General features: G+C 61.5%; 30 protein-coding genes. 15 read left to right on the top strand and 15 right to left on the bottom strand.

From position 1 onward, the window contains the following. Positions 1 to 184 precede the first annotated feature (184 nt). The 7 genes from B3C1_RS04860 (at position 185) to B3C1_RS04830 (ending at position 7,439) form a co-directional block, all read left to right on the top strand. Positions 185 to 2,596, top strand: coding sequence for a TonB-dependent receptor plug domain-containing protein (locus B3C1_RS04860; RefSeq protein WP_008483302.1), 2,412 nt, complete (start codon positions 185 to 187; stop codon positions 2,594 to 2,596). 157 nt (positions 2,597 to 2,753) lie between these two features. Continuing rightward, entirely contained in the window at positions 2,754 to 3,023 is a 270-nt protein-coding gene (locus B3C1_RS04855) for an HPr family phosphocarrier protein (RefSeq protein WP_008483300.1), read from the top strand. Further along, positions 3,007 to 4,656, top strand: a complete 1,650-nt coding sequence (ptsP, locus tag B3C1_RS04850; protein ID WP_008483298.1) for a phosphoenolpyruvate--protein phosphotransferase — start codon at positions 3,007 to 3,009, stop codon at positions 4,654 to 4,656. Before B3C1_RS04855 ends, ptsP begins: the two co-directional genes overlap by 17 nt. Before the next feature lie 33 nt (positions 4,657 to 4,689). Then, on the top strand, positions 4,690 to 5,196 hold the full coding sequence (crr, locus tag B3C1_RS04845; RefSeq protein ID WP_008483296.1) for a PTS glucose transporter subunit IIA: 507 nt from the start codon (positions 4,690 to 4,692) through the stop codon (positions 5,194 to 5,196). A gap of 107 nt (positions 5,197 to 5,303) precedes the next feature. Continuing rightward, a complete protein-coding gene (locus B3C1_RS04840) occupies positions 5,304 to 5,654 on the top strand; it encodes an ArsC family reductase (protein WP_008483295.1) in 351 nt (116 codons plus the stop codon). After that, positions 5,651 to 6,781, top strand: a complete 1,131-nt coding sequence (dapE, locus tag B3C1_RS04835) for a succinyl-diaminopimelate desuccinylase (RefSeq protein ID WP_336391105.1) — start codon at positions 5,651 to 5,653, stop codon at positions 6,779 to 6,781. Before B3C1_RS04840 ends, dapE begins: the two co-directional genes overlap by 4 nt. Continuing rightward, positions 6,750 to 7,439 carry a M15 family metallopeptidase gene (locus tag B3C1_RS04830; protein WP_008483293.1) on the top strand — a complete coding sequence of 230 codons (690 nt, stop codon included), beginning with the start codon at positions 6,750 to 6,752 and terminating at the stop codon, positions 7,437 to 7,439. The genes dapE and B3C1_RS04830 overlap by 32 nt, the downstream gene beginning before the upstream one ends. Positions 7,440 to 7,552: 113 nt before the next feature. On the opposite strand, the gene B3C1_RS04825 is transcribed toward B3C1_RS04830, so the two are convergent. Further along, positions 7,553 to 8,416 carry an AraC family transcriptional regulator gene (locus tag B3C1_RS04825; protein WP_008483292.1) on the bottom strand — a complete coding sequence of 288 codons (864 nt, stop codon included), beginning with the start codon at positions 8,414 to 8,416 and terminating at the stop codon, positions 7,553 to 7,555. Positions 8,417 to 8,608: 192 nt separating this feature from the next. Here B3C1_RS04825 and B3C1_RS04820 point away from each other — a divergent pair, with 192 nt between their 5' ends. Beyond that, positions 8,609 to 9,664, top strand: coding sequence for an NAD(P)-dependent alcohol dehydrogenase (locus tag B3C1_RS04820; protein WP_008483291.1), 1,056 nt, complete (start codon positions 8,609 to 8,611; stop codon positions 9,662 to 9,664). Positions 9,665 to 9,691: 27 nt separating this feature from the next. Here the strand turns inward: B3C1_RS04820 and B3C1_RS04815 are convergent, their stop codons facing one another. The 11 genes from B3C1_RS04815 to dapA form a co-directional block, all read right to left on the bottom strand. Then, the gene (locus B3C1_RS04815; RefSeq protein WP_008483290.1) at positions 9,692 to 10,516 is read right to left on the bottom strand and encodes an SGNH/GDSL hydrolase family protein; all 825 of its coding nucleotides are present in this window, start codon (positions 10,514 to 10,516) and stop codon (positions 9,692 to 9,694) included. A 27-nt stretch (positions 10,517 to 10,543) separates the two neighbouring features. Next, positions 10,544 to 10,837, bottom strand: coding sequence for a hypothetical protein (locus B3C1_RS04810; protein WP_008483289.1), 294 nt, complete (start codon positions 10,835 to 10,837; stop codon positions 10,544 to 10,546). A gap of 103 nt (positions 10,838 to 10,940) precedes the next feature. Beyond that, entirely contained in the window at positions 10,941 to 11,441 is a 501-nt protein-coding gene (locus B3C1_RS04805; protein WP_008483288.1) for an isochorismatase family protein, read from the bottom strand. Positions 11,442 to 11,453: 12 nt separating this feature from the next. After that, on the bottom strand, positions 11,454 to 11,936 hold the full coding sequence (locus tag B3C1_RS04800; protein ID WP_008483287.1) for a GNAT family N-acetyltransferase: 483 nt from the start codon (positions 11,934 to 11,936) through the stop codon (positions 11,454 to 11,456). Positions 11,937 to 11,997: 61 nt separating this feature from the next. Then, positions 11,998 to 12,159, bottom strand: a complete 162-nt coding sequence (locus tag B3C1_RS20100; protein WP_156804451.1) for a hypothetical protein — start codon at positions 12,157 to 12,159, stop codon at positions 11,998 to 12,000. A gap of 47 nt (positions 12,160 to 12,206) precedes the next feature. Beyond that, positions 12,207 to 12,533 (bottom strand): DMT family transporter, encoded by a 327-nt coding sequence (locus B3C1_RS04795; protein ID WP_008483286.1) that lies wholly within the window; start codon positions 12,531 to 12,533, stop codon positions 12,207 to 12,209. Further along, positions 12,533 to 13,423, bottom strand: a complete 891-nt coding sequence (locus tag B3C1_RS04790; protein ID WP_008483284.1) for a PhzF family phenazine biosynthesis protein — start codon at positions 13,421 to 13,423, stop codon at positions 12,533 to 12,535. The genes B3C1_RS04795 and B3C1_RS04790 overlap by 1 nt, the downstream gene beginning before the upstream one ends. 66 nt (positions 13,424 to 13,489) lie before the next feature. Further along, the gene (locus tag B3C1_RS04785; protein ID WP_008483282.1) at positions 13,490 to 13,870 is read right to left on the bottom strand and encodes a SpoIIAA family protein; all 381 of its coding nucleotides are present in this window, start codon (positions 13,868 to 13,870) and stop codon (positions 13,490 to 13,492) included. Between the two features lie 115 nt (positions 13,871 to 13,985). Continuing rightward, positions 13,986 to 14,699, bottom strand: coding sequence for a phosphoribosylaminoimidazolesuccinocarboxamide synthase (gene purC / locus B3C1_RS04780; protein ID WP_008483279.1), 714 nt, complete (start codon positions 14,697 to 14,699; stop codon positions 13,986 to 13,988). Between the two features lie 104 nt (positions 14,700 to 14,803). Then, on the bottom strand, positions 14,804 to 15,889 hold the full coding sequence (gene bamC, locus B3C1_RS04775) for an outer membrane protein assembly factor BamC (protein ID WP_008483276.1): 1,086 nt from the start codon (positions 15,887 to 15,889) through the stop codon (positions 14,804 to 14,806). Positions 15,890 to 15,898: 9 nt separating this feature from the next. After that, positions 15,899 to 16,777: a 4-hydroxy-tetrahydrodipicolinate synthase gene (gene dapA / locus B3C1_RS04770; protein ID WP_008483275.1), complete on the bottom strand. Its 879-nt coding sequence runs from the start codon at positions 16,775 to 16,777 to the stop codon at positions 15,899 to 15,901. Between the two features lie 90 nt (positions 16,778 to 16,867). Here dapA and B3C1_RS04765 point away from each other — a divergent pair, with 90 nt between their 5' ends. From B3C1_RS04765 to B3C1_RS04755, 3 genes are all read left to right on the top strand, one after another. Beyond that, entirely contained in the window at positions 16,868 to 17,404 is a 537-nt protein-coding gene (locus tag B3C1_RS04765) for a glycine cleavage system transcriptional repressor (protein ID WP_008483274.1), read from the top strand. An 8-nt stretch (positions 17,405 to 17,412) separates the two neighbouring features. Further along, entirely contained in the window at positions 17,413 to 17,883 is a 471-nt protein-coding gene (bcp, locus tag B3C1_RS04760) for a thioredoxin-dependent thiol peroxidase (RefSeq protein WP_035481226.1), read from the top strand. Positions 17,884 to 17,976: 93 nt separating this feature from the next. Next, the gene (locus B3C1_RS04755; RefSeq protein WP_008483272.1) at positions 17,977 to 18,507 is read left to right on the top strand and encodes a DUF2780 domain-containing protein; all 531 of its coding nucleotides are present in this window, start codon (positions 17,977 to 17,979) and stop codon (positions 18,505 to 18,507) included. Between the two features lie 26 nt (positions 18,508 to 18,533). On the opposite strand, the gene B3C1_RS04750 is transcribed toward B3C1_RS04755, so the two are convergent. Beyond that, positions 18,534 to 20,381: an ABC transporter ATP-binding protein gene (locus B3C1_RS04750; RefSeq protein WP_035481178.1), complete on the bottom strand. Its 1,848-nt coding sequence runs from the start codon at positions 20,379 to 20,381 to the stop codon at positions 18,534 to 18,536. Between the two features lie 163 nt (positions 20,382 to 20,544). Between B3C1_RS04750 and ltaE the strand changes: the two genes are divergently transcribed. The 3 genes from ltaE (at position 20,545) to B3C1_RS04735 (ending at position 23,608) form a co-directional block, all read left to right on the top strand. Then, the gene (gene ltaE, locus B3C1_RS04745; RefSeq protein ID WP_008483270.1) at positions 20,545 to 21,552 is read left to right on the top strand and encodes a low-specificity L-threonine aldolase; all 1,008 of its coding nucleotides are present in this window, start codon (positions 20,545 to 20,547) and stop codon (positions 21,550 to 21,552) included. Further along, on the top strand, positions 21,543 to 22,010 hold the full coding sequence (locus B3C1_RS04740; protein WP_008483268.1) for a GNAT family N-acetyltransferase: 468 nt from the start codon (positions 21,543 to 21,545) through the stop codon (positions 22,008 to 22,010). The genes ltaE and B3C1_RS04740 overlap by 10 nt, the downstream gene beginning before the upstream one ends. Before the next feature lie 92 nt (positions 22,011 to 22,102). Next, positions 22,103 to 23,608, top strand: coding sequence for a methyl-accepting chemotaxis protein (locus tag B3C1_RS04735; protein ID WP_008483266.1), 1,506 nt, complete (start codon positions 22,103 to 22,105; stop codon positions 23,606 to 23,608). 30 nt (positions 23,609 to 23,638) lie between these two features. On the opposite strand, the gene B3C1_RS04730 is transcribed toward B3C1_RS04735, so the two are convergent. Both B3C1_RS04730 and B3C1_RS04725 read right to left on the bottom strand, forming a co-directional pair. Beyond that, a complete protein-coding gene (locus tag B3C1_RS04730; protein WP_008483264.1) occupies positions 23,639 to 24,715 on the bottom strand; it encodes an AI-2E family transporter in 1,077 nt (358 codons plus the stop codon). Then, positions 24,712 to 24,966, bottom strand: a complete 255-nt coding sequence (locus tag B3C1_RS04725; protein WP_008483263.1) for a sulfurtransferase TusA family protein — start codon at positions 24,964 to 24,966, stop codon at positions 24,712 to 24,714. The genes B3C1_RS04730 and B3C1_RS04725 overlap by 4 nt, the downstream gene beginning before the upstream one ends. Positions 24,967 to 25,081: 115 nt before the next feature. On the opposite strand from B3C1_RS04725, the gene B3C1_RS04720 reads away from it, so the two are divergent. Beyond that, positions 25,082 to 26,524 (top strand): beta-barrel assembly-enhancing protease, encoded by a 1,443-nt coding sequence (locus tag B3C1_RS04720; RefSeq protein ID WP_008483262.1) that lies wholly within the window; start codon positions 25,082 to 25,084, stop codon positions 26,522 to 26,524. Positions 26,525 to 26,529: the final 5 nt, after the last annotated feature.

Here is a 26,529-nt window from a genome sequence, read left to right as displayed (position 1 = left end):
CTATTTAGCGCGGGGTATTTGCGAATGGCCTCACAAATCACCGACGCCATTGGTTGACGCTCGCTGTTTTTCTTTGAAAGGGAATTTGGCTCTGTGCTATCGCCTTAAAGTGTTACTGGAAGGTTAATGCCGCCGTTGTTTCCAGGAATGAAGTGACACACTTTCAATAAAGGGCGGATAAAAAATGACAAGCGATAAAAACAGAAAGGGACAGACCCTGGGCCTGCTTTCCATGGCGGTGATGCTGGGCTTGGGTACCTTGCCGGCCAGGGCCGAAGAAGAGGCGGCACTGCCCGACGAAACCGAGGTGATCTCCATTACCGGCTCCAGGGTCGCGGGGCGTACGGCGGCCGATTCGGCCGCCCCCATCGACATCTTCGACGGCGTCGACATCCGGGGCCACAGCAACTCCGACTTGGGGGAAGTGGTGCGCAAACTGGTGCCCTCCTTCAACGTGCCCACTCAACCCATCAGCGACGGCAGCTCCTTTGTGCGGCCCGCTACCCTGCGCGGCCTGCCGCCGGACCAAACCCTGGTGCTGGTCAATGGCAAGCGTTTCCACCGCTCTGCCCTGGTGCAGCTCAGCGGTGGTTCCCTGGCCCAGGGAGCCCAGGGCCCGGACATTTCCAACATTCCCAGCATTGCCCTTAAGCGCATGGAAGTGCTGCGAGACGGCGCCTCGGCCCAGTACGGCTCCGACGCCATCGCCGGGGTCATTAACTTTGTGCTGCGTACCGACAGCGACGGCCTGGAAACCATGGCCCAGTACGGCTCAACCCAGGAAGGAGACGGCGACGAATGGAAGGTGGCGGCCAACCTGGGGGCGGCCCTGACCGAGGCCGGCTTTATCAACATCAGCGCCGAGATCACCCAGCGTGACGAGACCTCCAGGGGGGTACAGCGCCCCGACGCCCAGTCCTACATCGACCAGGGCATCAGCGGCGTGCCGGACCCGGCGATGATCTGGGGTACCCCCAGTGCCAAGGCCAAACGGCTGTTCTGGAACGCCGGGCTGGACCTTAACGCCACCGATCAGCTCTACCTGTTCGGCAACTACTCCGAGGCCACCTCCGAGGGCAGCTTTTATTACCGTAACCGGGACAGGGACTTTTTCACCGACATTCCCCTGGACGGCGGCGGCACCTTTAACTTCCTGCAATGGTTCCCCGGCGGCTTTACCCCCCGCTTTGGCTCGGACAATTACGATTTCAGCCAAGTGGTGGGGCTTAAAGGCAGCCTGGACGCCCTGGCCGAGGACCTGAGCTTTGATCTGTCCGGCAGCTTTGGCCGCGACCGCATCGAATACTTTATGCACAACACCATCAACCCCTCCTTGGGGCCGGACTCGCCGGTCAGTTTCCTGCCGGGCACCCTGCAGCAGACCGAAAAGAACCTCAACGCCGACTTCGTCTACCCCATTGGCCGCCTGAACCTGGCCTTCGGCGCTGAGTACCGGGATGAAACCTACGAGATCATCGCCGGCGATAAGGCGTCCTGGGAAATCGGCCCCTACAGCTACCTGGGGATCGGCTCCAACGGCTTCCCCGGCTTTGACCCCGACCAGACCGGCGAATGGACCCGCTCCAACTACGCCGCCTACCTGGACATGGAATGGGACCTGACCGACCAGCTGATGCTGGGCCTGGCCGGGCGCTTTGAGGACTTCTCCGACTTTGGCGACACCACCAACGGCAAGTTCTCCATCCGCTATAACGCCACCGACGATCTGGTGCTGCGCGGCACCGTCAGCACCGGTTTTCGTGCCCCTACCCCGGGCCAGTCCCACACCATCAACGTGGCCACCACCTTTATCGGTGACGACCCCACCCCGGTGGCCGTGGGCACCATACCGCCCACCAACCCCATCGCCCAGTTCTTCGGCGGCAAGGCCCTCAAGCCGGAAGAGTCCGACAACATCAGCGTGGGCCTGGGCTGGCCCCTGACCTCCGATCTGACCGCCACCCTGGATCTGTACCGCATCGAGGTGCAGGACCGGGTCGCCATGTCCGGCTCCATCGACATCGACGATGCCACCCGGGTGCAGCTGGTGGCGGCGGGCATTCCCCGGGCCGACGACTTCGGGCAGATCCGCTTCTTTACCAACAGCTTTGACACCCGTACCCAGGGTATCGACCTGGTGGTCAACTACCTCTTAAGTTCCTCTTTGGGGGATACCGTCATCAACCTGGGGGCCAACTACAACAAGACAGAGGTCACCGACATCAAGGACAGCACCATCATCGACGCCGACCGCAAGGCCGATATCGAAAACCTGCTGCCCAAGACCCGGGTCAACCTCAACCTGACCCACAGCATCGACGACCTGAAGTTCGACCTGGGGCTGCGCTACTACGGCAAATGGAAGAACGCCACCGACCAGCAATACCAGACCTACGGCGCCGAGCTTATCGCCGACGCCTCCGCCACCTGGTACGCCATGGAAGGCCTGGCCCTGACCGCCGGCGTGGAAAACCTGTTCGACAACTACCCGGACAAGTTCCAGTACGGCGAGGGCACAGGCCAGGTTTACCCGGCCAACTCGGCAGTGGGCACCGACGGCCTGCGCTGGTTCTTCAAAGCCAACTATCATTTCTGACAACGATAGTGACCCGGTTACAGGAGCGCTTCGGCGCTCCTGTTTTTGTTGGCGGCATCCTGCCGGGAAGATCCCTGAACAACCCTAAGGCAAGGGCAGTTGGCGGTGAAAATCCTTAATGGTAATCTTCGGGAGTTTCCCTAGTTGTCAGGTACTGATGGAAAGCTGTTGCATCACCCTATTGGCCCCCCATGGCCTGCATACCCGGCCCGCCGCCTTGATGGTGGCCCTGGCCCGTCAATTCCAGGCGGATATCCAGGTGCGCTGTGACGGCTTGCAGGCCAATGCCAAGAGCTTGTTTGCCCTGCAAAAGCTGCCTTTGGTCAGCGGTGCCAGCATTGAAGTGTGCGCCCAGGGGGACGATGCCCGCCAGGCCATCGGTGCCCTCCATCAATGGCTGGAACAGTTCAATGATGGCCAGCATTAACGGCATTGCCGTCAGCGGCGGCAAGATCAAGGGCCCGGCCCTGACCCTGCCCAGCCACGATCTGCGTCTCGACTTTACCCCCTGCGCCCCGGCCCAGCTTGACCATCAATGGCAGCGCTTCCAAGACGCCCTGACCCAGGCCGAGTCCCAGCTCGAACTGCTTCATCAGCAAGCCCAAGAAAAGCTCGGTGACGACATCGCCGCCCTGTTCGTGGGCCTGCACTTGCTGGTAACCGATCCGGAGCTGGTGGAAGAAGTGCGCCGCCAGATCTTCGACAAAAGGGCCAGGGCCGAAGCCGCCGTCTACCAGGTGCTCAATGAACAGGCCCGCACCCTGGTCAATATCGGCGACGACTACCTGGCCGAACGGGCCGCCGACCTTAGGGAACTGGCCAGCCGCCTGGTGCACCTGCTGCAAGGGCGCATGCCCCCCGACCATATACTGCTGGAAGACCCGGTCATCCTGCTGGCCGACGAGCTCTACCCGGCCCAGCTGACCTTGCTGGATAACGACAAGTTGCTTGGTATCGTCACCCGCAAGGGCGGCCGCCACTCCCACGCCGCCATTTTGGCCCGGGCCTTTGGCATACCGGCCCTGGCCGGCTGCGAAGCCATGGACAGGGTCAGTGACGGCGACTGGCTGGCCCTGGACGGGGACCAGGGCCTGCTGTTCTACGGCCCGGCCCTGCCCGACTTTCCCACCTGCCGCCAAGAGGCCTTGGCCGGGGAGGCCGAGGTCATACCGGCGGCCTCCCCCATCGCCTTGGGGGTCAATATCTCGACCCTGCTGGAAGCCCGCAAAACCCCGGGCACCGGCGCCAGCTCCGTGGGCCTTTGCCGCACCGAACTGCTCTTTCCCAACCGCCAGCAGGCGCCGGGGCTGGAGCGCCAGGTGCAGATTTACCAGCACATTGCCCGGGAATGCGCCCCGGCGGTGGTGACCTTCAGGCTGCTGGACGCCGGTGGCGACAAGCCGTTGCCCTGGCTGGGTAAAGGTTCAGAGCCTAACCCGGCCCTGGGCTGGCACGGTATCCGGGTGCTGCTGGACAACCCGCAGCTGCTGGACACCCAGCTCCAGGCGCTGCTGGAAGTGTCCCGCCAGTACCCGCTGCGGATCATGATCCCCATGGTCTCGGAGCTCGACGAGGTGTTGGCGGTCAAAGACCGGCTAGCAACCTTGGCCGGGCAGATGGCCCTGCCCTGCCCGCCCCTTGGGGCCATGGTGGAAACCCCCTCCGCCGCCATGCTGGCCGACGTGCTGGCCGAGGAAGTGGACTTTTTCTCCATCGGCTCCAACGATCTGGCCCAGTACACCCTGGCGGTGGACCGGGAAAACCCCAAGGTAGCCGACCGGCTCAATGCCGTATCCCCGGCCCTGGTTAGGCTGATGGCAAGGGTGGTGGACGCCGCCCAGCCCCGGTCCCTGCCGGTGACCCTGTGCGGCGAGCTGGCCGCCAGCCCCGACTACCTGCCCCTGTGGCTGGGGCTGGGGCTGACCGGTCTTTCCATGCAGGCCAGCGCCCTGCCCGCCATCCGCCAGCGCCTGGTGACACCGGTCGCACTGCCCGAGCGCCAGGCCCTGCTGGGGTGCCGTTCCACCGCCGAACTCAGCGCCCTTTTGCAAAAAGCATGATAAGCTTGAGAAAAACTGACAACGTAGGCAGCTATGGGGCTACTGGATAAGCTCAAACAGTTACTCGGCGACGGCCCGCAGGGGGATGGTATCGACATCCACGCCCCGGTCAGCGGTGAGCTGGTCGATATCGAGTCCGTGCCGGACGTGGTCTTTGCAGAAAAGATCGTCGGTGACGGCATTGCCATCAAACCCAGCTCCCATCAGGTGGTGGCGCCGGTCAACGGCACCATTGGCAAGATCTTTGAAACCAACCACGCCTTCTCCATCGAGTCCGAGCAGGGGGTGGAGATCTTTGTCCACCTGGGTATCGACACGGTGGAACTCAAGGGGGAAGGTTTCCTGCGAGTGGCCAGCGAAGGCCAGCAGGTCAAGAAAGGGGACGTGGTGCTCGAATGCGACCTCAAGTTCCTCGAAGCCCATGCCCGCTCTACCCTGACCCCCATAGTGGTGTCCAACATGGACGATTTTCGCCATATCCGTAAAAAGACCGGCAAGGTCAAGGCCGGGGAAGACGTCATCCTCACCCTGTATCGCTGAAAAAGGCCCCCATCGGGGCCTTTTTGCTACCTGCCCCGGCCCTGTACCGATAGCGGGCCGCTCCTGTTACCATGGGGTCAAAATGCCAACGCGGACCCCAAGCACAGATGACCACCCTCTACGGAATCAAAAACTGCGACACCATCAAAAAAGCCCGCCAATGGCTGGATGCCCAGGGTATCCCCTACCAGTTTCACGACTACCGGGTTGACGGCCTGGCCCAAAGCCAATTGGAAGACTGGGCCCAGACCCTGGGTTGGGAAGCGCTGCTCAATAAGCGCGGCACCACCTTTCGGCAACTGCCCGACAGCGACAAGGAAAACCTGGACCAGGCGAAAGCTGTAACCCTGATGCTGAGCCACCCGGCGCTGATCAAAAGGCCGCTGCTGGCCAAAGATGACCAACTGGCGCTGGGCTTCAAGGCCGACCAATACGCCAACATCTTCGGAGTGGCCTGATGAGCGACGTTCTGCAACTGGCTGCCGATCTTATCAGCCGCCCCTCTGTCACTCCCGAAGACGAAGGCTGCCAGCAGCTGATGGGGGAACGCCTGGCTGCCGTGGGTTTCAACCTCGAGTCCATGGTCTTTGAAGACACCACCAACCTCTGGGCCCGCCGAGGCAGCGAAGGCCCGCTGTTCTGCTTTGCCGGCCACACCGACGTGGTGCCCACCGGCCCCCTGGAGCAGTGGCATACCCCGCCCTTCGAACCCACGGTGATGGACGGCTACCTGCACGGCCGGGGCGCCGCCGACATGAAAGGCAGCCTGGCGGCCATGGTGGTGGCCACCGAGCGCTTCGTGCAAAAACACCCCAACCACAAAGGCTCAATCGCCTACCTCATCACCTCCGATGAAGAAGGCCCCTTTATCAACGGCACGGTGCGGGTGATAGACACCCTCGAAGCCCGCAACGAGAAGATCACCTGGTGCATCGTCGGCGAGCCCTCTTCCACCAAGACGGTGGGAGACGTGGTGAAAAACGGCCGTCGTGGCAGCCTGTCGGGGTACCTGACCGTCAAAGGGGTGCAGGGCCACGTGGCCTACCCGCATCTGGCCAAGAACCCGGTGCACCTGGCGGCCCCGGCCCTGGCCGAACTGGCCGGCATCGAGTGGGACAAGGGCAACGAATTCTTCCCTCCCACCAGTTTCCAGATCTCCAACCTCAAAAGCGGTACCGGCGCCGAAAACGTGGTGCCCGGCGAGCTGGAGGTGAAATTCAACTTCCGCTTTTCCACCGAATCCAGCAGCGACAACCTCAAGGCCCGGGTCACCGGCCTCCTCGACGCCCACGGCCTGGACTACGATCTTCATTGGAAACTCAACGGCGAGCCCTTCCTCACCGGCTCTGGCCCGCTCCTTGGCGCCGTGCAGCTGGCCATAGAGGAAGTAACAGGCCAGCCCACCCGCCTGGAAACCTCAGGTGGCACCTCGGACGGCCGTTTTATCGCCCCGACCGGTGCCCAGGTGGTGGAGTTGGGTCCTGTTAATACCACCATCCATAAAGTGAACGAATGCACCAAGGTGGACGAACTGGACAAACTGGCCCTGATTTATGAGCGACTTCTCGAGCGACTCCTGGCCTGATCTGGTCCTGACTGGCCGCTATGTCGGCCATTTACGGGATCTGGGAGGCCAGCGGCTGGCAGCAGCGACTGCCAGCGCCTTCGAAACCTTGCAGGCAGCGGCCCGCAAGGACGGCTTTGCCCTGACCATTGCCTCGAGCTTTCGGGACTTTGAGCGCCAGGAGCAGATCTTTTCCGGCAAATGGCGGGGGGTACGCCCTGTCCATGACGATGCCGGCCGGCCTTTGGACCTGGCAGCCATGAGCGACGAGCAAAAGTTGCTGGCGATACTGCGTTTCTCGGCCCTGCCTGGGGCCAGCCGCCACCATTGGGGCACGGACCTGGATCTGTATTGTGCCAGAGCCCAGGGCAGCGCTCCCCTTGGCCTGACCCCCCAGGAATACGGCCCCGGCGGCAGCCAGCATGATTTTGCACTTTGGCTTCGGGACGCGGCACCGGGCTTTGATTTTTTCCTGCCCTACGACCAGGACAGGGGCGGCGTAGCCGTCGAGCCCTGGCATTTAAGCTATGCCCCCCAGGCAGTGCCGCTGTTAAAGCGGCTCAGCGTTGGGAAACTGGCCGATACCCTCAACTACGGCCAGGTGACCGGCCGCGAGGTGATAGTGCCGAGGCTGGAGGAACTGATGGCCCGTTTTATCACCAATGTGAGTGAGCCCTGATGGGATGGTGGATAGCCCTGTTGGTGCTGTTGGTTATCGTCGGTAACTTGGCCCTGCTGTGGCCGCGTCAGCCCAAGAACAAGCCCCCCAAAGGCCCCCGCTAGGGGGCTTTTTTATGCCGAGCGGCGCTCCTGGTTGGGGCTGGCCCCAAAGTAGCGCTTATAGTCACGGCTGAACTGGTTGACGCTCTTATAGCCCACGGCATTGGCGGTCTGGCCGACGTTGAGCTGGTCTTGGCTCAACAGCATCTGGGCTTTGAGCAGCCGCAGTCGTTTTAAATACTGCAGGGGCGAGCAGCGGGCCACGTCCTTGAAATGCTGGTGAAAGCTCGACAGGCTCATGCTGGCACTGCGGGCCAGCTGCTCTACCGTCATTTCCTGCCCCAGGTTGTCGCACATCTCCGCCAGCACCTGGGCAATTCGGGCGTAATGGCCTTGCCCCTGCACCAGGGCCCTAAGGGCAGGCCCCTGGGCCCCTTTAAGGGCCTCAAAAATCAGCTCCCGAAGGCGCCCCTGGCCCAAAACCCTGGCCTCCAGTGGCGATTGCAGGCATTGCAGCAGGCGCTCGGCGGCCCCGGCCATAGCCCCTGTCATGGGCACCGACGCCATGGGGCTGGGGTCACCGTCGGCCAGGGCCATGGGGCCGCTTTCATGGACCAGTTCGGCCAACAACACCGGATCGATGCGTATCGACAAGCCCAGCAGGGGCGCATCGCTGCTGGCATAGGTTTCACATTCGAAGGGCAGCGGCAGGGTCTGCACCAGGTAGTGGCCCGGGTTGTAATGGATCTCCCTGTCTCCCAGGTAGCCAATTTTGCGACCTTGGGCAATGATAACAAGGCAAGGTGGGCTGTAGATCAGCGGTGAACGCGGTACAGCCCTCGGACAATGCAGCACTGTCACCCCCTCAAGTGCCGTCTTGGAGGATCGGTCAGATTGCAGCAGCGATGTCAGCAAGGGGATAAGGGCGTTGGCCATGGGTCGCGTCTCTCATTCTGCGCCTCAGGGCGCCGGAACATTATGCCTCTACTACCCGCCCGCCTTAAGCACTGTGCCGGGCTTTTGGAGAAATTGGCAAAAAACTCGCAGGAATGTGGATGGCTTGCCAGGCCCTTCCCCCTAACAATAGTCAGGACTTTTTCACCCTTTCGACCTTAAGGAGCCTTCGTTATGGCACAAGCCAAAGGTTTTGCGGCCCAGTCCGCCACCAGCCCCCTGGCGCCATTCAACTTCGAGCGCCGCGCCCTGCGCGCCGATGACGTGGCCATCGAAATCGACTATTGCGGCGTATGCCACTCCGATATCCACACCGCCGAGAACGACTGGGGCGGCTCTGTCTATCCAGTGGTGCCCGGCCATGAGATCATCGGTCATGTGACCGCCGTGGGCAGCGATGTCAGCCGCTTCAAGGTAGGCGACATCGTTGGTGTCGGCTGCCTGGTAGACTCCTGCAAGCATTGTTCTGCCTGTGATGACGGCCTGGAGCAGTACTGCCTGAACGGTTTTGTCGGCACTTATAACGGCCAGGACAAAATTGACGGCACCATCACCTATGGCGGCTATTCCGACAGCATAGTGGTGCACGAGCGCTTTGTATTGTCCATCCCCGAAGCCCTGGACCCGGCCAGCGCCGCGCCCATCCTTTGTGCCGGCATCACTACCTATTCCCCCCTCAAGCACTTCGGGGTCAAGGCCGGTGACAAGGTAGGGGTACTGGGCATGGGTGGCCTTGGCCACATGGGTGTGAAGTTTGCCAAGGCCATGGGCGCCGAGGTGACCATTTTCACCCGCTCCGAAAGCAAGGTGGCCGAAGCCAAGAAGCAAGGGGCCGACCATGTGGTGATCAGCACCGACCCCGAGCAGATGGCGGCCGTGGCCGGCACCTTCAACTACCTGCTGGACACCATTCCGGTGCAGCACGACCTGAACCCCTACCTCAACTGCCTCAAGTACGACGGTGTGCATATTCTGGTTGGCCTTATCGAACCTATGGATCCCCCCGTCCACGCCGCCAACCTGGTACTGAAGCGCCGGGTGATTGCCGGCTCCCTTATCGGTGGCCTGCCGGAAACCCAGGAAGTGCTGGATTTCTGCGCCGAGCACGGCATTACCTGTGACGTGGAGATGCTGGCGATGCAGGACATCAACCAGGCCTATGAGCGCATGAAAAAAGGTGACGTGAAATACCGCTTCGTCATCGACATGGCCAGCCTCAAGAACGCCTAAACAACAGGCCCGCAGATGCGGGCCTTTTTATGCCGGTAGCCGGGCCTTGACGTCGGGCCCTACCCTTTCATTGACCAGCTTGGCAAAGCCCTTGCCGTTGGGGTGAATTTCATCATCCCAGTTGGGCAGGTTCAGATCCCAGCTGGGGTGGTTGGGCAAGGTGCCCAGGGTATTGCTGAAGTCGAACTGGGGATAGCGGGCCTTAAGGGAGCCGAGCATGGCGGCAAAGTCGTCCAGCAGGCACTTGATGATATTGCGCTGCAACTGCTGGTCGGTCACCTGTATATGTTGCATCACCGGGTAGACCCAAGGCCCCAGGGCATCGGGGATGACAATGATGTCGGCCCCTTTGTCCCTGGGGTAGATATAGTCGTAGCAGTGGCCATGGATCTTGAGATGGGGGTTGGCGTCCTTGGCGGCGTCGAGGATCCGCACGTAGCTCAGTTCCACCCGGTCAAGGGAGGCTTTCCAGGCTCCCTCGTCGATAAAAAAGCGGGGATCCGGTTGCTGGCTGGGTTTTAGGATGCGCTCGAGCTTGAACTCCGGCTGGTCGTTGACCAGGATGTCGTTGCCGCCCCCGGACAGCAGCAGCAGGTCAAAGTCAAAATGGCTGCTGGCCAGGTAAGCTTTTAGGGTATTGAACTGCTTGCCGTGGGCCATATTGAACACCAGATCCCCAGACTGGCTGATATTGAGGATATTCACCTTGTGGCCCAGGTATTGGTGCAGATTCCAAGACAGATTGGGCACCAAGGGATGGTCGGCCCAAGAATCCCCTTCCACCAGCACGGCCGGGTAATCGGGATTTTGCCAAACCGCCAGGCGGAACTGGTGCGGATCGCGAGTATACATGCAGACCTCCTTGTCAGGCTGGTTCGGCTAAGGACAGATCTCCGTTGCCAGGCCCTTGTCTTCGAAGAACCACTGGATGCGCCGGCATATCCTTTCCCTGTCCCTTTCCTGCAGGCTCAGGTTTTGATCCTGGGCGGCCAACACCCTTAGCGAGTCGGCATAAACACAGACCCTGGGCTGGGCCTTCTGACAGACACTGCCCCCTCCCATGTAGGCATAACCCTGGGTCACATGGCAGACCACGTAGCGACCGGGCTCCCGGTACACCAAATGCTCAAATCCCGGGTCATGTTCGATACACCAATCCCTGGTCGTTCCCATCTTGCGGCCTCCACAACGACAATTGCCTTTTGTTGTTTCTAGCCCAACAGCAGGAAATCGCCTCGGCGGCACCTCAAAATATGATCCTCACCACAAGAACGCCTTAAAAGGCCAGCTCAGCCCCGGCCTGCACCCGCACCTGGCCTTGGCCGGCATCAAAGTGGCGCAGCACCCTGTTGTGGTGGGCCACTATTTGCGCCGCCTGCAAGACGCCGTTGGCAGCGGTGCCATGGCCGTCGGCAATGAGGGTCACCTTGTAGCCGAGGGAGGCTGCACGGCGGCAGCTGGTGTCGATGCAAAAATCGCTCTGCAGGCCACCTATCACCAGTTCGGTGACCCCAAGGGCCTTGAGCCTGGCATCGAGATCCGTCTCCAAAAAAGCGTCGCAGTAGTCTTTCCACAGCAGCGGCTCGTCAGCCCTTGCCTCAAGGGCCGGGTGCAAGCCCGGGTCCGGCTCTACCCGCCGGTCGGCCACGAACAGCACCGGCGCCGCCACAGCCCGGGCCTTGGCCAGTTGGGCCACCAACACCGCCAGCATGGGCGCTGTGGCCTCACACTCCGCCACCAGGCTTTTTTGTACGTCAATCAACAGCAAGGCTTTCATTTCATCACTCCCTTACAGCTGTTTTTCCCAAAACAGCGCCTGGCCCAGGGCCGGATCCAATTGATAACCGGCGAAGCCGGCCTTGATATAAGCCTGCTTGGCCACCAGGTTGCCGTCCAGTACCTCCAGGGTCAGCTTGCAGCAGCCCTTGGCCCGCGCCAGGTCGGCCATGGCCGAAAGCAGTTGCTGGCCTAGCCCTTGGCCCCGGTAGGGAGCCAGTACCACCAGATCATGGATGTTATAAAGGGGCTTGCCCTTGAAGGTGGAAAAGCCTTCAAAGGCGTTCAACAGCCCTGCCGGTTGGCCGTCCACGTAGCACAGCAGACTAAGAGCATAAGGCAGCTTGGCCAAGGCCTTGGGTAAGGCGGCCAGATGTGCCTCGTCCAGGGGCTCGCCGCCCCCCATGGGATCGGCGGCGTAGCTGCCCAGCAAGAATGCCAGGTCGGCGCCTTGGCGAGGGTCCTGGTAATCGACCTGGATAATGGTAACGGTCATGGCGTGTCCTAACAGGCAATTAAGGGCCAGAAGATAAAAACGCGGGCCGGGCCCGCGTTTTTCATGGTGATTTTCTTTTGTACAACAGCCAGCCCAACAAAGCTATTACCGGCACCAGCAGCAGGGCCGGCAGGGTCGGCAGGCCAAAGCGCTTGGCGGCGCCCACCACCAGGGTGATCAACACCGCCACCATCAAAAACACCAGGAAGAGTCTAAACAGCACTACAGGTTCCTCCACTCAGAAGCCGCCCAGCTTAGCACAAGCGGCCCTCAATGAGCGCCGCCGGACAGGTTCATTACCACAACCCCCACCACGATAAGCCCCATGCCCAGCAGCTGTGGCCAATCCAGCCGTTGACCGAAAAAGCCCCAGGCAAAAGCGGTGACCAACACCACCCCCAGTCCTGACCAGACCGCATAGGCCACCCCGACCGGTATCACCTTGAGGGTCAGGGACAAAAGATAGAAGGCCAGGCCATAGGCCAGCACCACCAGCAGCGCCGGCCAGGGCCGGGTCATGCCCTCGCTGGCCTTGAGGGCCGAGGTGCCAACCACCTCGGCGACAATAGCCAGGGTCAGCAACAGCCAGTGCTTCATCAGCAGGTCTCCACAGCAAGCTGTGTCTGGTCGTAAACAGCGGCCCTGCCACCGACCCTGACCGCGCTGATGGCGCCGTCGCGTTTTTCCACCCAGGTGTCCAGGCGAGACCCCTGGCCCATGGCCTGGCCCTGCACCATGGTAAGCGGGTTGGGCAGGCCAGGTTGGTAGTGGGCCAGGTAGGCTGCCAGGGCGCCACAGGCGCTGCCGGTGGCCGACTCCTCGTCTATGCCCACCAGGGGAGCAAAGTTGCGGCAACGCACCTCCCCCTGGCTTGGTGCCTCGAACAGGTGAAAGCCCACCAGCCCCTGCTGCCGGCAAAAGTCGCTGATGGCTCGATACCGGGGGCGGGCCTTATCGAGGCCGCCCTTGGCCACCGGCACCATCAGATCCCTAAGGCCGGTGCTCAGAGCCTGGATTGGCAAGCCCGGCAGGCCGATGTCGGCCGGCACCAGACCCAGCATTGGCGCCAGGAGCTCAGCTGAGTGCTGGGCCATAAACTGCGGCAGGCACTGGTCCATGACCACCTGCCCGTCGGCGTCGATGCGCACCCCCAGCACCCCGGCCTTGGTCTCCTGGCGATAGTGGCCAGGGCCTAGGCGACCGCTTTGGTGCAGCAAGGAAAACACCGCCAGGGTGGCATGGCCGCAAAAGTCTACTTCCTCGGTGGGGGTGAAAAAGCGCACCGCAAAGTCAGCCTTGTTTGAGGCGCTGATAAAGGCCGTCTCCGACAGGCCCACCTGCTGGGCCAGGGCCTGCATCTGGGCCTCGCTAAGCTCGCCTGCATCCAGCACCACGCCGGCGCCATTGCCGCCCTGGCCGCGCCAGGTAAAGGCCCGCACCAGATGCACCTGGCAGGACGTTGGGGATTTGAGAGGGGATAAGGCCATGACAGTCCTCCTTGTCAGACCAAGGAGGGTACTGTCATGAAAGCCTCAAGGGAAGAAGACCGGCGATTATTCGGCAAGCCAGGCCAGCGCTTCGGCTTCCTCTTCGAAATAGCAAATCTCGCCGGACACAAACCAGTCGCCGACTTTGGCCGCCAGCTGCTGCCAGACCTTGTTGCCCAGCAGGGCAATCTTGTCGAAGGCCTGGCCGTGCTTGAGGCCGAGGCGAAAATCGTCCCAGGCCGCCTGCAGCTCCCAGCCACGTAGCTCCCGCAAGTCCACCAGGGCTTTTACATGAGGGCTGGTCACCGCCGCCAGGGCGCTGTCCAGCATTGGGGTGATCACTTGGTAATCCTTGTGGGTCAGGGTGCCGGCGGCCCTCAGAACCAGGAAAAACTCGCTGCCGGTGCGCTCCAGGCCAATGCTCAGTCCGTGTCTTGTGGTGCCCATACCGCTCTCCTTAGGGACCTTCCATAGCCTTAAGCATAGTCCCTGGTTGAGCTAAGTCCTTGCTCCAACGCAATAAAAAACCCCGGACCAGCCGGGGTTTTGAAGCGGTTAAACCTTAGCCCAGATCCAGGCCCAGGCGGGCAGCCACCTCTTCGTAGGCTTCCACCACGCCACCTAGGCCTTGGCGGAACCGGTCTTTATCCAGCTTCTTCTTGGTGTCTTTGTCCCAGATACGGCAGCCGTCTGGGCTGAACTCGTCACCCAGCACGATCTCGCCCTTGAATAGGCCGAATTCGAGCTTGAAATCCACCAGCAGCATGCCGGCGTCATCGAACAGCTTGGACAGCACCTGGTTGACCTGGTAGGTCAGCTCTTTCATGCGGGCCAACTGGGCTTCGGTGGCCCAGCCAAAGGCGGCGCAGAGGCTGTCGTTGACCATGGGGTCATGGAGGGCGTCGTTTTTCAGGAACAATTCGAAGGTCTGGGGCTCGAGCTTCTTGCCCTCTTCCACGCCCAGGCGACGCACCAGGGAGCCGGCTGCGTAGTTGCGGATCACACATTCCACCGGGATCATGTCCAGTTTCTTCACCAGCACTTCGTCGTCACCCAGCAGTTTTTCGATCTGGGTGGGAATGCCGGCCGCTTCCAGCTTGTTCATGATGAAGTGGTTGAACTTGTTGTTCACCATGCCCTTGCGCGCCAGCTGCTCGATCCTCTCGCCGTCGAAGGCGGACGTGTCATTGCGAAAATGCAGGACAAGGTAGTCAGGATTGTCCGTGGTGTAAACAGATTTGGCTTTGCCACGGTAAAGCTCTTGGCGTTTTTCCATCCTATGAGGACTCCGATTGCTGAAAACGTTTGCGCTTGGGCGAAAAAAGAAGGCCGCTCTCGGCGGCCTGCGTATTGTAATGCCCTGACTCTGGCTTGTCAGCGCTATTTCTTGAGTTCTTTCAGATCGCCATCGCGCATCAGTTCGGCGAACTGATTGTACATTTCGGTGTACTTGGCGGTGGGCAGCGGCTGGCCATCATCGTCGGTCAGGGTCATGGAGGTGTTGTCCCCCAGTTCCCCAAGCTGGATCTGGTATTTACCGTGCTCCAGGGTCAGTTCCTTGTCGTCGCCACCAAAGAGGCCACTCCAGAAAGAGCTGTCCGGGCTGCCCTTATAGCTGACAAAGAGAGTACCCAGGGACTTGTCGATGTCCTTGACCTCAAAGCCCAGGTGCTCGAGGACCATGGGCAGGCGGTTCCAGGCCCGCTCAAAATCGGCACCCAGAACAAAGGCGGTCTGGTCGCCCTCTTCCTGACGCAGGGTAACGGCCACGGGGCGGAACTTGGCGAGAAGCTGGTCGCGAGCGCTGACCTCGTCCTTACTGGCATAGTAAGCCAGCCAGTCGTTCAGGACCGCCACGGCGGCGCGTTCCCCTTCCCCTATGATGGTCTCTTCGTCGTCGCTGGAGGTCTTCTCAGCCCCCAGGCTCTTGATGCTGACCTCGGCGGTGCGCTTGTGCTCGGGAGCCTTGACGCTGATGGCAAAGCGGCGCTTGACCGGGAAGTCGTCGGCGCTGGCCATCATGGTTTCGCTGTCGGCCGGCACGAACCAACCGGTTTCAATCTGGGTGCTGCCGCGTTTTTGGACCGGGATATTGCGGGCGGCCAGCCACTGGTCCAGGCGCTGCTGGACGATGGACACCACGTCACCCACACCGTCACGGGCGTCGATTTGCACCTTGGAGCCGGACTCGCTCTCTTCCAGGCGGGAGCCGTCCACCAGGGTCAGCACCAGGCGCGGGGCGCGGATGTCCAGCTCCTTGCCCACCGGACCTTGGGCCTTGGCCGGCGGTATGTCAAAACGGCCATCCCCTTTGGGGGCATGGAGATTGGCCGGCGCTTTGAGGGTCGGCTCGGTTTCCAATTGGGCGTAGGCAAAACTGCCGTCCGCCTGGCGACGTTCCATGGTCGAAGAGCACCCGGCCAGGGCAATGACGGCCAGCGCCAGGGTCGTTTTAGTTATGGTCATCCAAATACCTCAAAGAAGGCCGGCTTTTTTCAGGTCGGCCTCAACGCTCGCTTGGCCGGCTGCGGTCAGGGGCACAAGCGGCAAACGTAAAGTGTCGGTTTTCAACAGCCCCAGGCGCTTGAGCGCCCACTTGGCCGGTGTCGGGTTGGCTTCTACAAACAGGGACCTGTGCAGCCCCTGGATCTTCAGGTCCTGGGCCAGGGCCTCTGCACCTTTGCCGGCCAGGGCCAAGTCGCAAAGGTTGCGCATGGCCTTGGGCGCCACGTTGACTGTAACGCTGATAATGCCGTGGCCGCCAGCCAGCATAAAGGCGCGGCAGGTAGCATCATCCCCGGACAACAGCACAAAGTCATCCGCCACAAGGGCTTGCAGATCTGCCAGCCTTGCCAGGTCACCGGTGGCCTCTTTGATACCCACTATGTTGGGAAGTTCACTCAAGGTGGCCACGGTTTGCGGTTTCATGTCCACGGCGGTACGGCCGGGCACGTTATAAAGTAGTATGGGCTTGGCGGTGGCGGCAGCCACGGCCTCAAAATGGGCCACAAGGCCTTGCTGGGTGGGCTTGTTGTAGGCTGGGGTGGCGGTCAGGAAACCGTCGATGGGCAAGGCGTCCAGCTCTTTGGTCAGGGCTACCACCTTGTGGGTAGCGCTGCCACCGTTGCCGGCGATCACCTTGATGCGGCCGCCGGCGGCCTCACAGACGGCCTTGACCACGGCAATATGTTCGTCGGTATCCAGGGTGGCGGACTCACCCGTGGTACCCATGGCAACAATCCCTTGCGTCCCTTCACTGATATGCCACTCAACCAGTGCCTTGAGGGCGTCAAAATCCACTGCGCCTTCACTGGTCATGGGGGTGACGAGGGCGACGATGCTGCCGGTGAACATGTTATGCTCCTGTTTTATCATTGGCTTGGTATGGTACTTTTGCCCTTTGTGCAACACAAGCCAGCAGTTAACGCATTGAAAGGACAGTGAATGAGCCAATTTTTGGTGGTCACCGCCGTCGGTGAAGACAGGCCGGGCATCGTCAACGAGCTGGTCAAGTTGGCCAGTGCCTGCCACTGCAACATCGTCGACAGCCGCATGGCCATCCTGGGCAACGAGTTTACCCTGATCATGCTGATCAGTGGTGACTGGAATGCGGTGGCCCGCTTGGAAAGCCAGATGCCGATGCTGGCGCGGGATCATAACCTGCTGACCATGATGAAACGCACCGGCCACCACGAAGCCGCCAACTACGCCCACCGCTTGGAACTGCAAGCCGTCACCCCGGACCGCCCCGGGGTGATCTCCCAGGTGACCCAGTTCCTGGCCGAACGCCAGGTCAACATCTCGGCCCTGTCGGCCAGCACCGAAGATGACCAATTACACCTGGCCATCCGTATCAACCTGCCGGACGGCACCGACCTTGGGGAATTTGAGACCGCCCTCGCCCCCCTGTGCAACGCCGCCGCCCTGGATGTGAAACTTTCCCATCTGACCCCCCTGACCGAAATTCGTCATAAGGAGTGATGATGAGCATCAAACCGCTCAATGCCGGCGACAAGGCCCCTGCCTTTACCCTGGCCGACCAGGACGGGAACACCGTCAAGCTCAGTGATTTCGCGGGCCAGCAGGTGCTGGTTTATTTCTACCCCAAGGCCAGCACCCCCGGCTGCACCGTCCAGGCCTGTGGCCTGCGCGACAGCCTGGGCGAGCTTAAGGCCAAGGGCGTGGCGGTGCTGGGCATCAGCCCAGACCCGGCCAAACGCCTGAAAAACTTCGAGCAAAAGCAGGAGCTGAACTTTCCGCTGCTGGCCGACGAGGACCACCAGGTGGCCGAGGCCTTCGGGGTTTGGGGCCTGAAAAAATTCATGGGCCGTGAATTCGACGGCATCCACCGCCTGAGCTTTTTGATTGGCAGCGACGGCACAGTCCGCCACCGCTTCGACAAGTTCAAAACCAGCGACCACCACCAGGTGGTGTTGGACTGGCTGGCCAGCAACGGCTGAAAAGGGCGCCTTGGGGCGCCCTTTTTTGATGGTTAAGCTGCTGTTCAAGACAGTCGGCGGACAACAGCATAAAGCACATTCCAAGGAGCACAGATGAAGACCCTGCTTATCGCCACCGCCCTGGCCGTTACCGCCCTTCCGTCCCAGGCCATCGACCTTGGCAAACTGGGCAGCGCTATTAAAAGCCAAACCCAGCCGCAAACCGAAGGCGGCCTGATGGACACCCTGGTATCCACCCTTGGGGTCAGCCAGGACCAGGCCCAAGGCGGCACCGGGGCCCTGCTGGCCATGGCCAAGGACAACATGAGCGGCAACGACTTTGGCAAGTTGGCCGAGCTGTTCCCAAGCCTCGACCAACTGCTGGCCGCCGCCCCGGACCTTGGGGAAAATGCAGCTCAGTCCACCGGCAGCCAGGGCGGACTCTTGGGCAAAGCCGACGCCCTGCTGGGCGGTGATGGCGGCGACGGCAACCCCAGCCTGGACGCCTTGGGCAGCGCCTTTGAGTCCTTGGGCATGGAACCGGGCATGGTCCAACAGTTCCTGCCGCCGCTGCTAAATTATGTGCAGTCCGAAGGGGGCACGGCCCTGATGCAGAGCCTGAAAACCGCCCTGATGGGCGCCTAAAAAAAGCGGGCTGATGCCCGCTTTTTTCATGCCCTTGCCAGTTCGTCCTCGTCGCCGAGGAAGCCGCCGGACTGGCGCTGCCAGAGCTGGGCGTAAATGCCCCCCTTGGCCAGCAGCTCGTCGTGGCTGCCCACCTCCACTATGGCGCCCTTGTCCATCACCACCAGTTTGTCCATGGCGGCAATGGTGGACAGGCGGTGGGCTATGGCGATCACCGTCTTACCGGCCATCAGGCGATAGAGATTTTCCTGGATGGCCGCTTCCACTTCCGAGTCCAGGGCCGAGGTGGCCTCGTCGAGGATCAGGATGGGGGCGTCCTTGAGCATCACCCGGGCGATGGCGATACGCTGGCGCTGGCCACCGGACAGCTTGACCCCCCGCTCGCCCACATGGGCGTCAAAGCCGCTGCGGCCCTTGGCGTCGGACAACTCTTCAATAAAGCCGTCCGCCTCGGCCTTGTTGGCCGCTTCCCGCATCATGGCCTCGTCGGCGTCGGGGCGACCATAGAGGATGTTGTCCCGCACCGAGCGATGCAGCAGCGAGGTGTCCTGGGTGACCATGCCGATCTGGGCCCGCAGGCTGTCCTGGGTGACGGCGGCAATGTCCTGGCCGTCGATGCAGATTTTGCCCCCTTCCAGGTCATAAAAACGCAGCAAGAGGTTGACCAGGGTGGACTTGCCGGCCCCGGAGCGCCCCACCAGGCCCACCTTTTCACCAGGCTGGATGTTAAGGCTCAAATGGTCGATGACGCCGCTTTCCTTACCATAGTGAAAACGGATGTCCTGGAACTGGATACCGCCCTGACTGACGTCCAGAGGCTCGGCATCGGCCTTGTCTTCCACCAGCCTTGGCACCGAAATGGAGCCGATACCGTCCTGCACCGTGCCGATGTTTTCAAAGAGCGCCGACACTTCCCACATGATCCACTGGGACATGCCCCACAGACGCAGCACCAGGCCCAGGGCCACCGCCACGGCGCCAACGGAAATGGACGCTTCCAGCCACAGCCACAGAGCCAGGGCCGCCACCGAGAACAGCAGCAGGGCGTTGAGCACATAGAGGCTGACGTTGAGCTTGGTCACCAGCCGCATCTGGGCGTAGACGGTGTTCATAAAGCCGCGCATCCCTTCTTCGGCGTAATCGGCCTCGCGGCGGGCGTGGGAGAACAACTTGACGGTCTGGATATTGGTGTAGCTGTCGACGATGCGCCCTGTCATCACCGAACGGGCGTCGGCCTGGACCGCCGACACCTTGGCCAGACGCGGCACGAAAAAGCGCAGCATCAGCATGTAGCAGCCCAGCCACAGGGCCAGGGGGATCACCAGGCGCCAGTCGGCGGCGCCGACGATCACCAGGGTACCGATGAAATAGACGGCCACGTAGTTCAGTACGTCCATCAGCTTCATCACGCATTCGCGCACCGCCAGGGCGGTCTGCATCATCTTGGTGGCCACCCGGCCGGCAAACTCGTCCTGGTAGAAGGCCATGGACTGCTTGAGCAGGTAACGGTGAACCTGCCAGCGAATGCGCATGGGGAAGTTGCCGATAAGGGTCTGGAAGTTGATCAGCGAATGCAGGCCCACAAAGGCCGGCAGCGCCACCAGCACCACCAAGGCCATGGCCACCAGCACTGGGCCCTGCTCCTCGATAAAGGTGTCGCGGCTCATACCCGACAGCCAGTCGACAATGTTGCCCATAAAGCCGAATAGCCAGACCTCAGTAATGGCCACCAGGGCCATCATCAGTGCCGCCAGCAACAGATAGCGCCAAGCGCCCTTGGTGTAGTGCAGGCAAAAGGCCACCAGGGTGCGGGGCGGCACCTGGGGTTCGTCCTTGGGCAAGGGCTCCAATCGTCTTTCAAACCAGCCGAACATAACACCTCGATACGGCGAGAAAAGTGCCGTCAGGATACACGGTCCGGCCAGCCTCGGCGACGCTTGGCGCCGAAACAAGGCTATGAACAAATTGCAAGAATCGCCCGTGCATCCCGGCCGGCCTTGCGATATAACCAAGCCAAACAACCCCAGGAAGGCTTTTATGATCGATTTTCGCAGTGACACCGTCACCCAGCCCACAGATGAAATGCGTGCCGCCATGGCCCAGGCAGCAGTGGGTGACGACGTTTACGGGGACGACCCCACCGTCAATGCCCTGGAAGCCTTTGCCTGCAACAAGCTGGGGTTTGCAGCCGGTCTTTTTACCAGCTCCGGCACCCAGGCCAACCTGTTGGCGCTGATGAGCCATTGCCAGCGCGGCGACGAATACCTGTGCGGCCAGCAGGCTCACAACTACAAATACGAAGCCGGCGGCGCCGCCGTGCTGGGCAGCATCCAGCCCCAACCCATCGACAACGAAGCGGACGGCAGCCTGGATCTGGCCAAGGTGGCGGCCGCCATCAAGGCCGACGACTTTCACTTCGCCCGCACCAGGCTGTTGTCCCTGGAGAACACCATAGGCGGCAAGGTGCTGAGCCTGGACTACCAGCAGCAGGCCGCCGCCCTCTGCCAGGAAAAGGGCCTCAAGCTGCACCTGGACGGGGCCAGGGCCTTTAACGCCGCCGTGGCCCTGGGGGTGGACATCAAGGACATTACCCGCCATTACCACTCGGTCAGCATCTGCCTGTCCAAAGGCCTGGGAGCGCCGGTGGGTTCGCTGCTGATGGGTGACCGGGACTTTATCGACAGGGCCAGGCGCCTTCGCAAGATGTTGGGTGGCGCCATGCGCCAGGCTGGCATCATCGCCGCTGCGGCCCATATCGCCCTGGACACCATGCCCTCAAGGCTGCAAGAAGACCACGACCATGCCGGCCAACTGGCCCAGGGCCTTGGGGAGATTGGCGCCCTCAAGGTAACCGCCACCCCCACCAATATCCTCTACGCCCAGTGCCAACTGGGCCGGGAGCAGGAGCTTAAGCAGTACTTGCTGGAGCGCGGCATCCTTATCAGCGCCGGCAAACCCATCAGGCTGGTAACCCACCTGGGTATCAGCGGGGACGACGTGGCCCGCTTGCTCAAGGCGGTGGCGGACTTTTACCGATGTCACTGATCATCAGGCCTTACCAGAGCCGCGACGCCCGCCCCCTGGCCGAGCTTTTCTACGCCAGCGTGCACCGCTCGGCCCTGGGGCCCTATAACCAGGCTCAGTTGGACGCCTGGGCCCCCTACCCCATCGATTACGGCCTTTGGCGCCAGAAATTGGACCTATTGCAGCCCCTGGTGGCGGAGCAGGACGGGACCCTGACCGGCTTTATGACCCTGGAACCTTCCGGCCTTATCGGCCTTGCCTTTACCCACCCGGACTTTCAGCGCCAAGGGGTGGCCCAGGCCCTTTACCGGCAACTGGAACACAGGGCCAGGGAGCAGGGGCTGACACAGCTGACGGTGGACGCGTCCAAACTGGCCAAACCCTTCTTTGCCAAGCAAGGCTTTTCGGTGACCTCTGAAAACCAGGTGCAACGGCGGGGTAAAATCCTGGTGAACTGGACCATGGAAAAAGCCCTTTGACTTGAAATAGGTCAAGAACAGTGCAGTTCGGCTGATCCATGACCTTCTTTCGGGGGTAGAATCCGCTCCCCCGAATTCGAAGGTGCCCTGGAATGCCTGCTGTTTCCCCTTTGGAATCTGCCCGACTGCATAATGCCAACCGCCTGATGCTGGGCGTGATGGCCTTTTACTTTTTGTTCTGCCTTTACCTGGCCAGTTGGCATGGCCAATGGGGCCAGGCCCTGGCTTTTGGCCTGCCGTTGTTGGCCATGGCCGCCTTCGTGCGCCTGGCCCTGGGCCAGTTGCCCATCTCCGGCCCGCTGATGGCCGCCTTGCAGATGGCCATGGTGGCCCTGCAGATCCATCTGGCCCACGGCCTTATCGAGCTCCACTTCGGGGTCTTCGTGACCCTGGCACTGCTCACCGTCTACCGCCAAATTCCCACCCTGCTGACAGGGGCGGCGGTCATTGCCGTACACCATCTGTTGTTTTGCTACCTGCAACACCAAGGTTACCCGGTCTGGCTGTTCAACCATATGGCCAACCACTGGCAGACAGTGGGCCTGCACGCCGCTTACGTGGTGGTGGAAACGGCGGTGCTGGTGCTGATGGCTCTGCAATCGCGCCAGGAAAACCTGCAAGGGGACGTGCTGACCGAGGCCAGCCAGGCCATGAGTCTGGACAAAGGCAGCATCAACCTGGATATCCAGGTGGCGCCCCTAACCCCAGCCCTCAGGGGCTTTGCCCAGATGCTCGGCGCCCTTGGCGCCATGGCCAAAGCCCTGGTCACCGAGAAAGATGACCTGGGCCGGCTCAATGGCCAGTTGGTGCAAAAGGAACAGGACATCAACAGCCAGAGCAAAGCCATCAGCCAGGCCCTGCAGGAGCTGGCCGCCGCCATTGAGCAAATGGCCGCCTCCGCCAGCCATATCGCCGACAGCGCTGACCAGGCCCAGGCCCAGGTCGGCCAGGCCCTTGCACAGCAACAACAGGCCTCACTGGCCACCGATCAGGCCGCCCGGGCCAGCCAGGACATGGGCCGCCAGTTGGGCACCACGGCCGGCTTTATGGACGAGGTCAACCTGGCCAGCGCCGCCATCAACAAGGTGGTGGACGTGATAGCCGAAGTGGCGGACAAGACCAACCTGCTGGCCCTGAACGCCGCTATCGAAGCGGCCAGGGCCGGGGACGCCGGCCGGGGCTTTGCGGTAGTGGCGGACGAGGTGCGCAGCCTGGCCGCTCAAACCCAGCAGTCCACCGGCGAGATAACCAATCTTATCAAGAGCCTGCAGCAAAGGGTCAGTGAGGCCGTGGCCGCCATGGGCCATTGCCGGTCGGCAGCGCAAGGCAGTGAAGCTGCCGCAGCCAAGGTTGCGGAACAAATCGCTGCCAGCCTGCAGGCCCTGGACCACAGCTCTGGACACATGGCTCAGGTGGCCAGCGCCACCACCCAGCAGCGCCAGGTAACCCAGGAAATGGCCCGTGGCGCCGCCCATATCCGCAGCCGCCAGGAGCGTATCGCCGAGGCACTGCTGGAACTGGAGCAGCTGACCGGCCTTATTAGCCGCCAGCAGCAGGCCATGGCGGATCAGTTGGCCACCCTACGCCTACCGGCCTGATAAAAAACGGCTCCCTTGGGAGCCGTTTTTTCACTTCGCCTCGGGCAGGGCCTCTGGCTCGGGGGGCATGGGCCAGGCGTTGACCACAGCCTTGACCAAGGTCGCCAGGGGTATGGCAAAGAACACCCCCCAAAATCCCCAGATCCCACCGAAAAACAGCACCGCCAAGATAATGAAGATAGGGTGCAGGTTCACCGCTTCGGAAAAGAGGATGGGCACCAGCACATTGCCGTCCAGGGCCTGGATCACCCCGTAGGCCACCATCAGGTAGATAAAGGTGCTATCGAAACCCCACTGCACGGCCGCCACCAGGGCAACGGGTATGGTCACCACCACGGCGCCGATGTAGGGCACCAGTACCGACAAACCCACCGCCAGTCCCAACAGCGCCGAGTAGCGCAGCCCGAAGATGGCAAAAGTGATGTAGCTGGCGATGCCGACAATCAAGATCTCCAGCACCTTGCCCCTGATGTAGTTGACGATCTGCACGTTCATCTCATGCCAGACCTGCTGAGCCAGCTTGCGGTTGCGGGGCAAGAAGCGGTCAAACCCGGCCAGCAGGCTGTCTTTATCCTTAAGGAGGAAGAACATCAACAGCGGCACCAAGATCAGGTAAATCATGATGGACACCACGTTACCAAGGGACGCTACCGTCGCCCCCAGGGCGGCCTGGGCCCAGTTGATCAGGGTTTTCTGGGACTCGTCCACCAGGGTTTGGATCTGCTCGGGCTGCACCAGGCTGGGGTAGCGGCTGGGCAGCTCCAGAACAAAGTGGCGCACATGGTCGAGCATGGTCGGCAATTCCTTGACCAGGTTGGAAGTCTGGGTCCAAAGGGTAGGCACCAGGAACAGCATCGCCACCAGGGTCAGGCCGATGAAAAGCACCATCACCAGCACTGTCGACCAGGTACGGGACAGCTTCAATCCCAGCAGTTTCTGTACCGGCCACTCCAGCAGATAGGCCAGCACCAGGGCCACCAGCAAGGGGGCCATGACATTACCCAGGGCATAGATGGCCAGGATGCCGAACACCAGCAGTAAAAAGAGGGTAATGGCGTTAGGGTCGGAAAAACGGCGGCGGAACCAATCGAACACCAATGCTTTCACTGCATCTCCTGAGCATGTTGCGAAGGCGCCGAGTCTGGCACCCTGGGGGTGAGGCAAACCTGAAAAAATCCGGGACTGTCGTGGCGCTCGAAAGGCTGGCCCTGGGCACAAAGCCAGCGGCACAGATCTTCGGTACTGGCCTTTTCGGCCAACAGCAGCACCAGGGGGGCATCTCCCGGCCAGCGGCCTATGGCAATCTTGGCCTGGACCAGGGCCATGGGACAGCGGTAGCGGCGCAAGTCGTGCTGCATGTCAGCTCCGGTTTGCTCGGGCTTCTCATTATGGGGGACAAAAGAGCGGAAACAAACAGGACTTTTGGTGGTCCAGTTGTTATGTTGTCTAGGCCCGCCACAGCGAGTCACATGAATGAAAGTTAAAGGATTTATTGCCACACTGCTCAGCCTTGGCCTCGCCATGCCCCTCCCTGCTCCCGCCGCCAGCGACCTGCCGCAAATCGGCACCGCCGGCCTGTCGGTACTGAGCCTGGAGAAGGAAGAGTCCCTGGGGGAGCTTTACACCTATCAGTTGCGCAGCCAGGCCCCCATGGTGCTGGACCCCTTGGTGACCGAGTATGTCCAGGCCCTGGGGCACAAGCTGGTGTCCCATGCGGATAACGTCAATTATCCTTTTGACTTCATGGTGTTACGGGTTAACGAACTGAACGCCTTCGCCTACTTCGGCGGCCATGTGGCCCTTTACACCGGCATCATCCGCCAGGCGGCAAGCGAGGACGAATTGGCGTCGGTGCTGGCTCACGAAATCGCCCACGTCACCCAGCGCCACCTGGCCCGTAAACTGGAGCAGAACCAGAAGAACCTACCCCTGACCATAGCCGGTATCGTCGGGTCCATCCTGGTGGGCATCGCCAACCCGGAGGCGGGCATGGCCGGCCTGCAGGCCTCTATCGCCGCCAACCAGCAATTTAGCACCAACTACACTCGCCAGAACGAACAGGAAGCGGACCGGGTAGGCTTTCGTACCCTCTACACGGCCGGTTTCGACCCGTCTGGCATGGCCAGTTTCTTTGAAAAAATGGTGGCCCAGTACCGTTTCGTGTCCAAGCCCCCGGAATTTTTGCTGTCCCACCCCTTGTCCGAGTCCCGGGTTGCCGAAGCCCGTAACCGGGCCATGCAATACCCGCCGCTGATAAGCCAGCCATCCCTGGAGTTCCAGCTCACCAAAATGCTGATCCGCGCCAACTATGGTGACGAGCCGGCCAAGGTTAAAGGCCGTTTGGAGAGCGAACTGCGCCACAAACAATATGTGTTTGAAGATGCAGTTCATTACGGCCTGGGCCTGGTGGCCTTGCAGCAGGACGAAAACCAGCAAGCCCTGGACATCGCCGAACGGCTGATCAAAAAGTCGCCGGAAAACCTCTACTACAAAGTGCTGAAGGTGGATGCCCTTATCGGCCTGAAACGGGCCGAAGAAGCAGCCCGCTTCCTGGCGCCAGAGGCCGGTATTCGCCCCAACAGCCCGGTGGTGGCCCTGAACCTGGCCAACGCCTGGATCTACGCCGAAAAAGGCGATGAGGCCATCAAGGTGCTCGAACCCTATCTTTACCGCCACCAGGAAGACCCCTTGGCCATGGACATGATGGTAAAAGCCCAGGCCCAGGTGAAAGACACCGGTGCCCGGGAATTCTGGCAGGCCGAGCAGCTGGCCTACCGGGGCGCCTTCGACCGGGCTATCAACCACTTCAACCGCGCCTACCAGGCTTACGGCAGCAACGCCATAGAGCAAAGGCGCATCGAGGGCCGTATCGCCCAGGTGAAAAGCCAGAAGGCCAAGTTCGAGGCCCTGCGCTAAAAGGG

The sequence above is a fragment of the Gallaecimonas xiamenensis 3-C-1 genome (assembly GCF_000299915.1).
GTDB classification, from domain to species: Bacteria; Pseudomonadota; Gammaproteobacteria; order Enterobacterales; family Gallaecimonadaceae; genus Gallaecimonas; species Gallaecimonas xiamenensis.
The sequence above is the reverse complement of the archived record's forward strand: the minus strand, read 5'-3'. Positions and strand labels throughout refer to the sequence as shown.

Excerpts from the sequence above, each read along its gene's own strand:
- B3C1_RS04860 (WP_008483302.1), top strand. The coding sequence starts at position 185 with ATGACAAGCGATAAAAACAGAAAGGGACAGACCCTGGGCCTGCTTTCC.
- B3C1_RS04855 (WP_008483300.1), top strand. The coding sequence starts at position 2,754 with ATGGAAAGCTGTTGCATCACCCTATTGGCCCCCCATGGCCTGCATACC.
- ptsP (WP_008483298.1), top strand. The coding sequence starts at position 3,007 with ATGATGGCCAGCATTAACGGCATTGCCGTCAGCGGCGGCAAGATCAAG.
- crr (WP_008483296.1), top strand. The coding sequence starts at position 4,690 with ATGGGGCTACTGGATAAGCTCAAACAGTTACTCGGCGACGGCCCGCAG.
- B3C1_RS04840 (WP_008483295.1), top strand. The coding sequence starts at position 5,304 with ATGACCACCCTCTACGGAATCAAAAACTGCGACACCATCAAAAAAGCC.
- B3C1_RS04830 (WP_008483293.1), top strand. The coding sequence starts at position 6,750 with ATGAGCGACTTCTCGAGCGACTCCTGGCCTGATCTGGTCCTGACTGGC.
- B3C1_RS04825 (WP_008483292.1), bottom strand. The coding sequence starts at position 8,416 with ATGGCCAACGCCCTTATCCCCTTGCTGACATCGCTGCTGCAATCTGAC.
- B3C1_RS04820 (WP_008483291.1), top strand. The coding sequence starts at position 8,609 with ATGGCACAAGCCAAAGGTTTTGCGGCCCAGTCCGCCACCAGCCCCCTG.
- B3C1_RS04815 (WP_008483290.1), bottom strand. The coding sequence starts at position 10,516 with ATGTATACTCGCGATCCGCACCAGTTCCGCCTGGCGGTTTGGCAAAAT.
- B3C1_RS04810 (WP_008483289.1), bottom strand. The coding sequence starts at position 10,837 with ATGGGAACGACCAGGGATTGGTGTATCGAACATGACCCGGGATTTGAG.
- B3C1_RS04805 (WP_008483288.1), bottom strand. The coding sequence starts at position 11,441 with ATGAAAGCCTTGCTGTTGATTGACGTACAAAAAAGCCTGGTGGCGGAG.
- B3C1_RS04800 (WP_008483287.1), bottom strand. The coding sequence starts at position 11,936 with ATGACCGTTACCATTATCCAGGTCGATTACCAGGACCCTCGCCAAGGC.
- B3C1_RS04795 (WP_008483286.1), bottom strand. The coding sequence starts at position 12,533 with ATGAAGCACTGGCTGTTGCTGACCCTGGCTATTGTCGCCGAGGTGGTT.
- B3C1_RS04790 (WP_008483284.1), bottom strand. The coding sequence starts at position 13,423 with ATGGCCTTATCCCCTCTCAAATCCCCAACGTCCTGCCAGGTGCATCTG.
- B3C1_RS04785 (WP_008483282.1), bottom strand. The coding sequence starts at position 13,870 with ATGGGCACCACAAGACACGGACTGAGCATTGGCCTGGAGCGCACCGGC.
- purC (WP_008483279.1), bottom strand. The coding sequence starts at position 14,699 with ATGGAAAAACGCCAAGAGCTTTACCGTGGCAAAGCCAAATCTGTTTAC.
- bamC (WP_008483276.1), bottom strand. The coding sequence starts at position 15,889 with ATGACCATAACTAAAACGACCCTGGCGCTGGCCGTCATTGCCCTGGCC.
- dapA (WP_008483275.1), bottom strand. The coding sequence starts at position 16,777 with ATGTTCACCGGCAGCATCGTCGCCCTCGTCACCCCCATGACCAGTGAA.
- B3C1_RS04765 (WP_008483274.1), top strand. The coding sequence starts at position 16,868 with ATGAGCCAATTTTTGGTGGTCACCGCCGTCGGTGAAGACAGGCCGGGC.
- B3C1_RS04755 (WP_008483272.1), top strand. The coding sequence starts at position 17,977 with ATGAAGACCCTGCTTATCGCCACCGCCCTGGCCGTTACCGCCCTTCCG.
- B3C1_RS04750 (WP_035481178.1), bottom strand. The coding sequence starts at position 20,381 with ATGTTCGGCTGGTTTGAAAGACGATTGGAGCCCTTGCCCAAGGACGAA.
- ltaE (WP_008483270.1), top strand. The coding sequence starts at position 20,545 with ATGATCGATTTTCGCAGTGACACCGTCACCCAGCCCACAGATGAAATG.
- B3C1_RS04740 (WP_008483268.1), top strand. The coding sequence starts at position 21,543 with ATGTCACTGATCATCAGGCCTTACCAGAGCCGCGACGCCCGCCCCCTG.
- B3C1_RS04735 (WP_008483266.1), top strand. The coding sequence starts at position 22,103 with ATGCCTGCTGTTTCCCCTTTGGAATCTGCCCGACTGCATAATGCCAAC.
- B3C1_RS04725 (WP_008483263.1), bottom strand. The coding sequence starts at position 24,966 with ATGCAGCACGACTTGCGCCGCTACCGCTGTCCCATGGCCCTGGTCCAG.
- B3C1_RS04720 (WP_008483262.1), top strand. The coding sequence starts at position 25,082 with ATGAAAGTTAAAGGATTTATTGCCACACTGCTCAGCCTTGGCCTCGCC.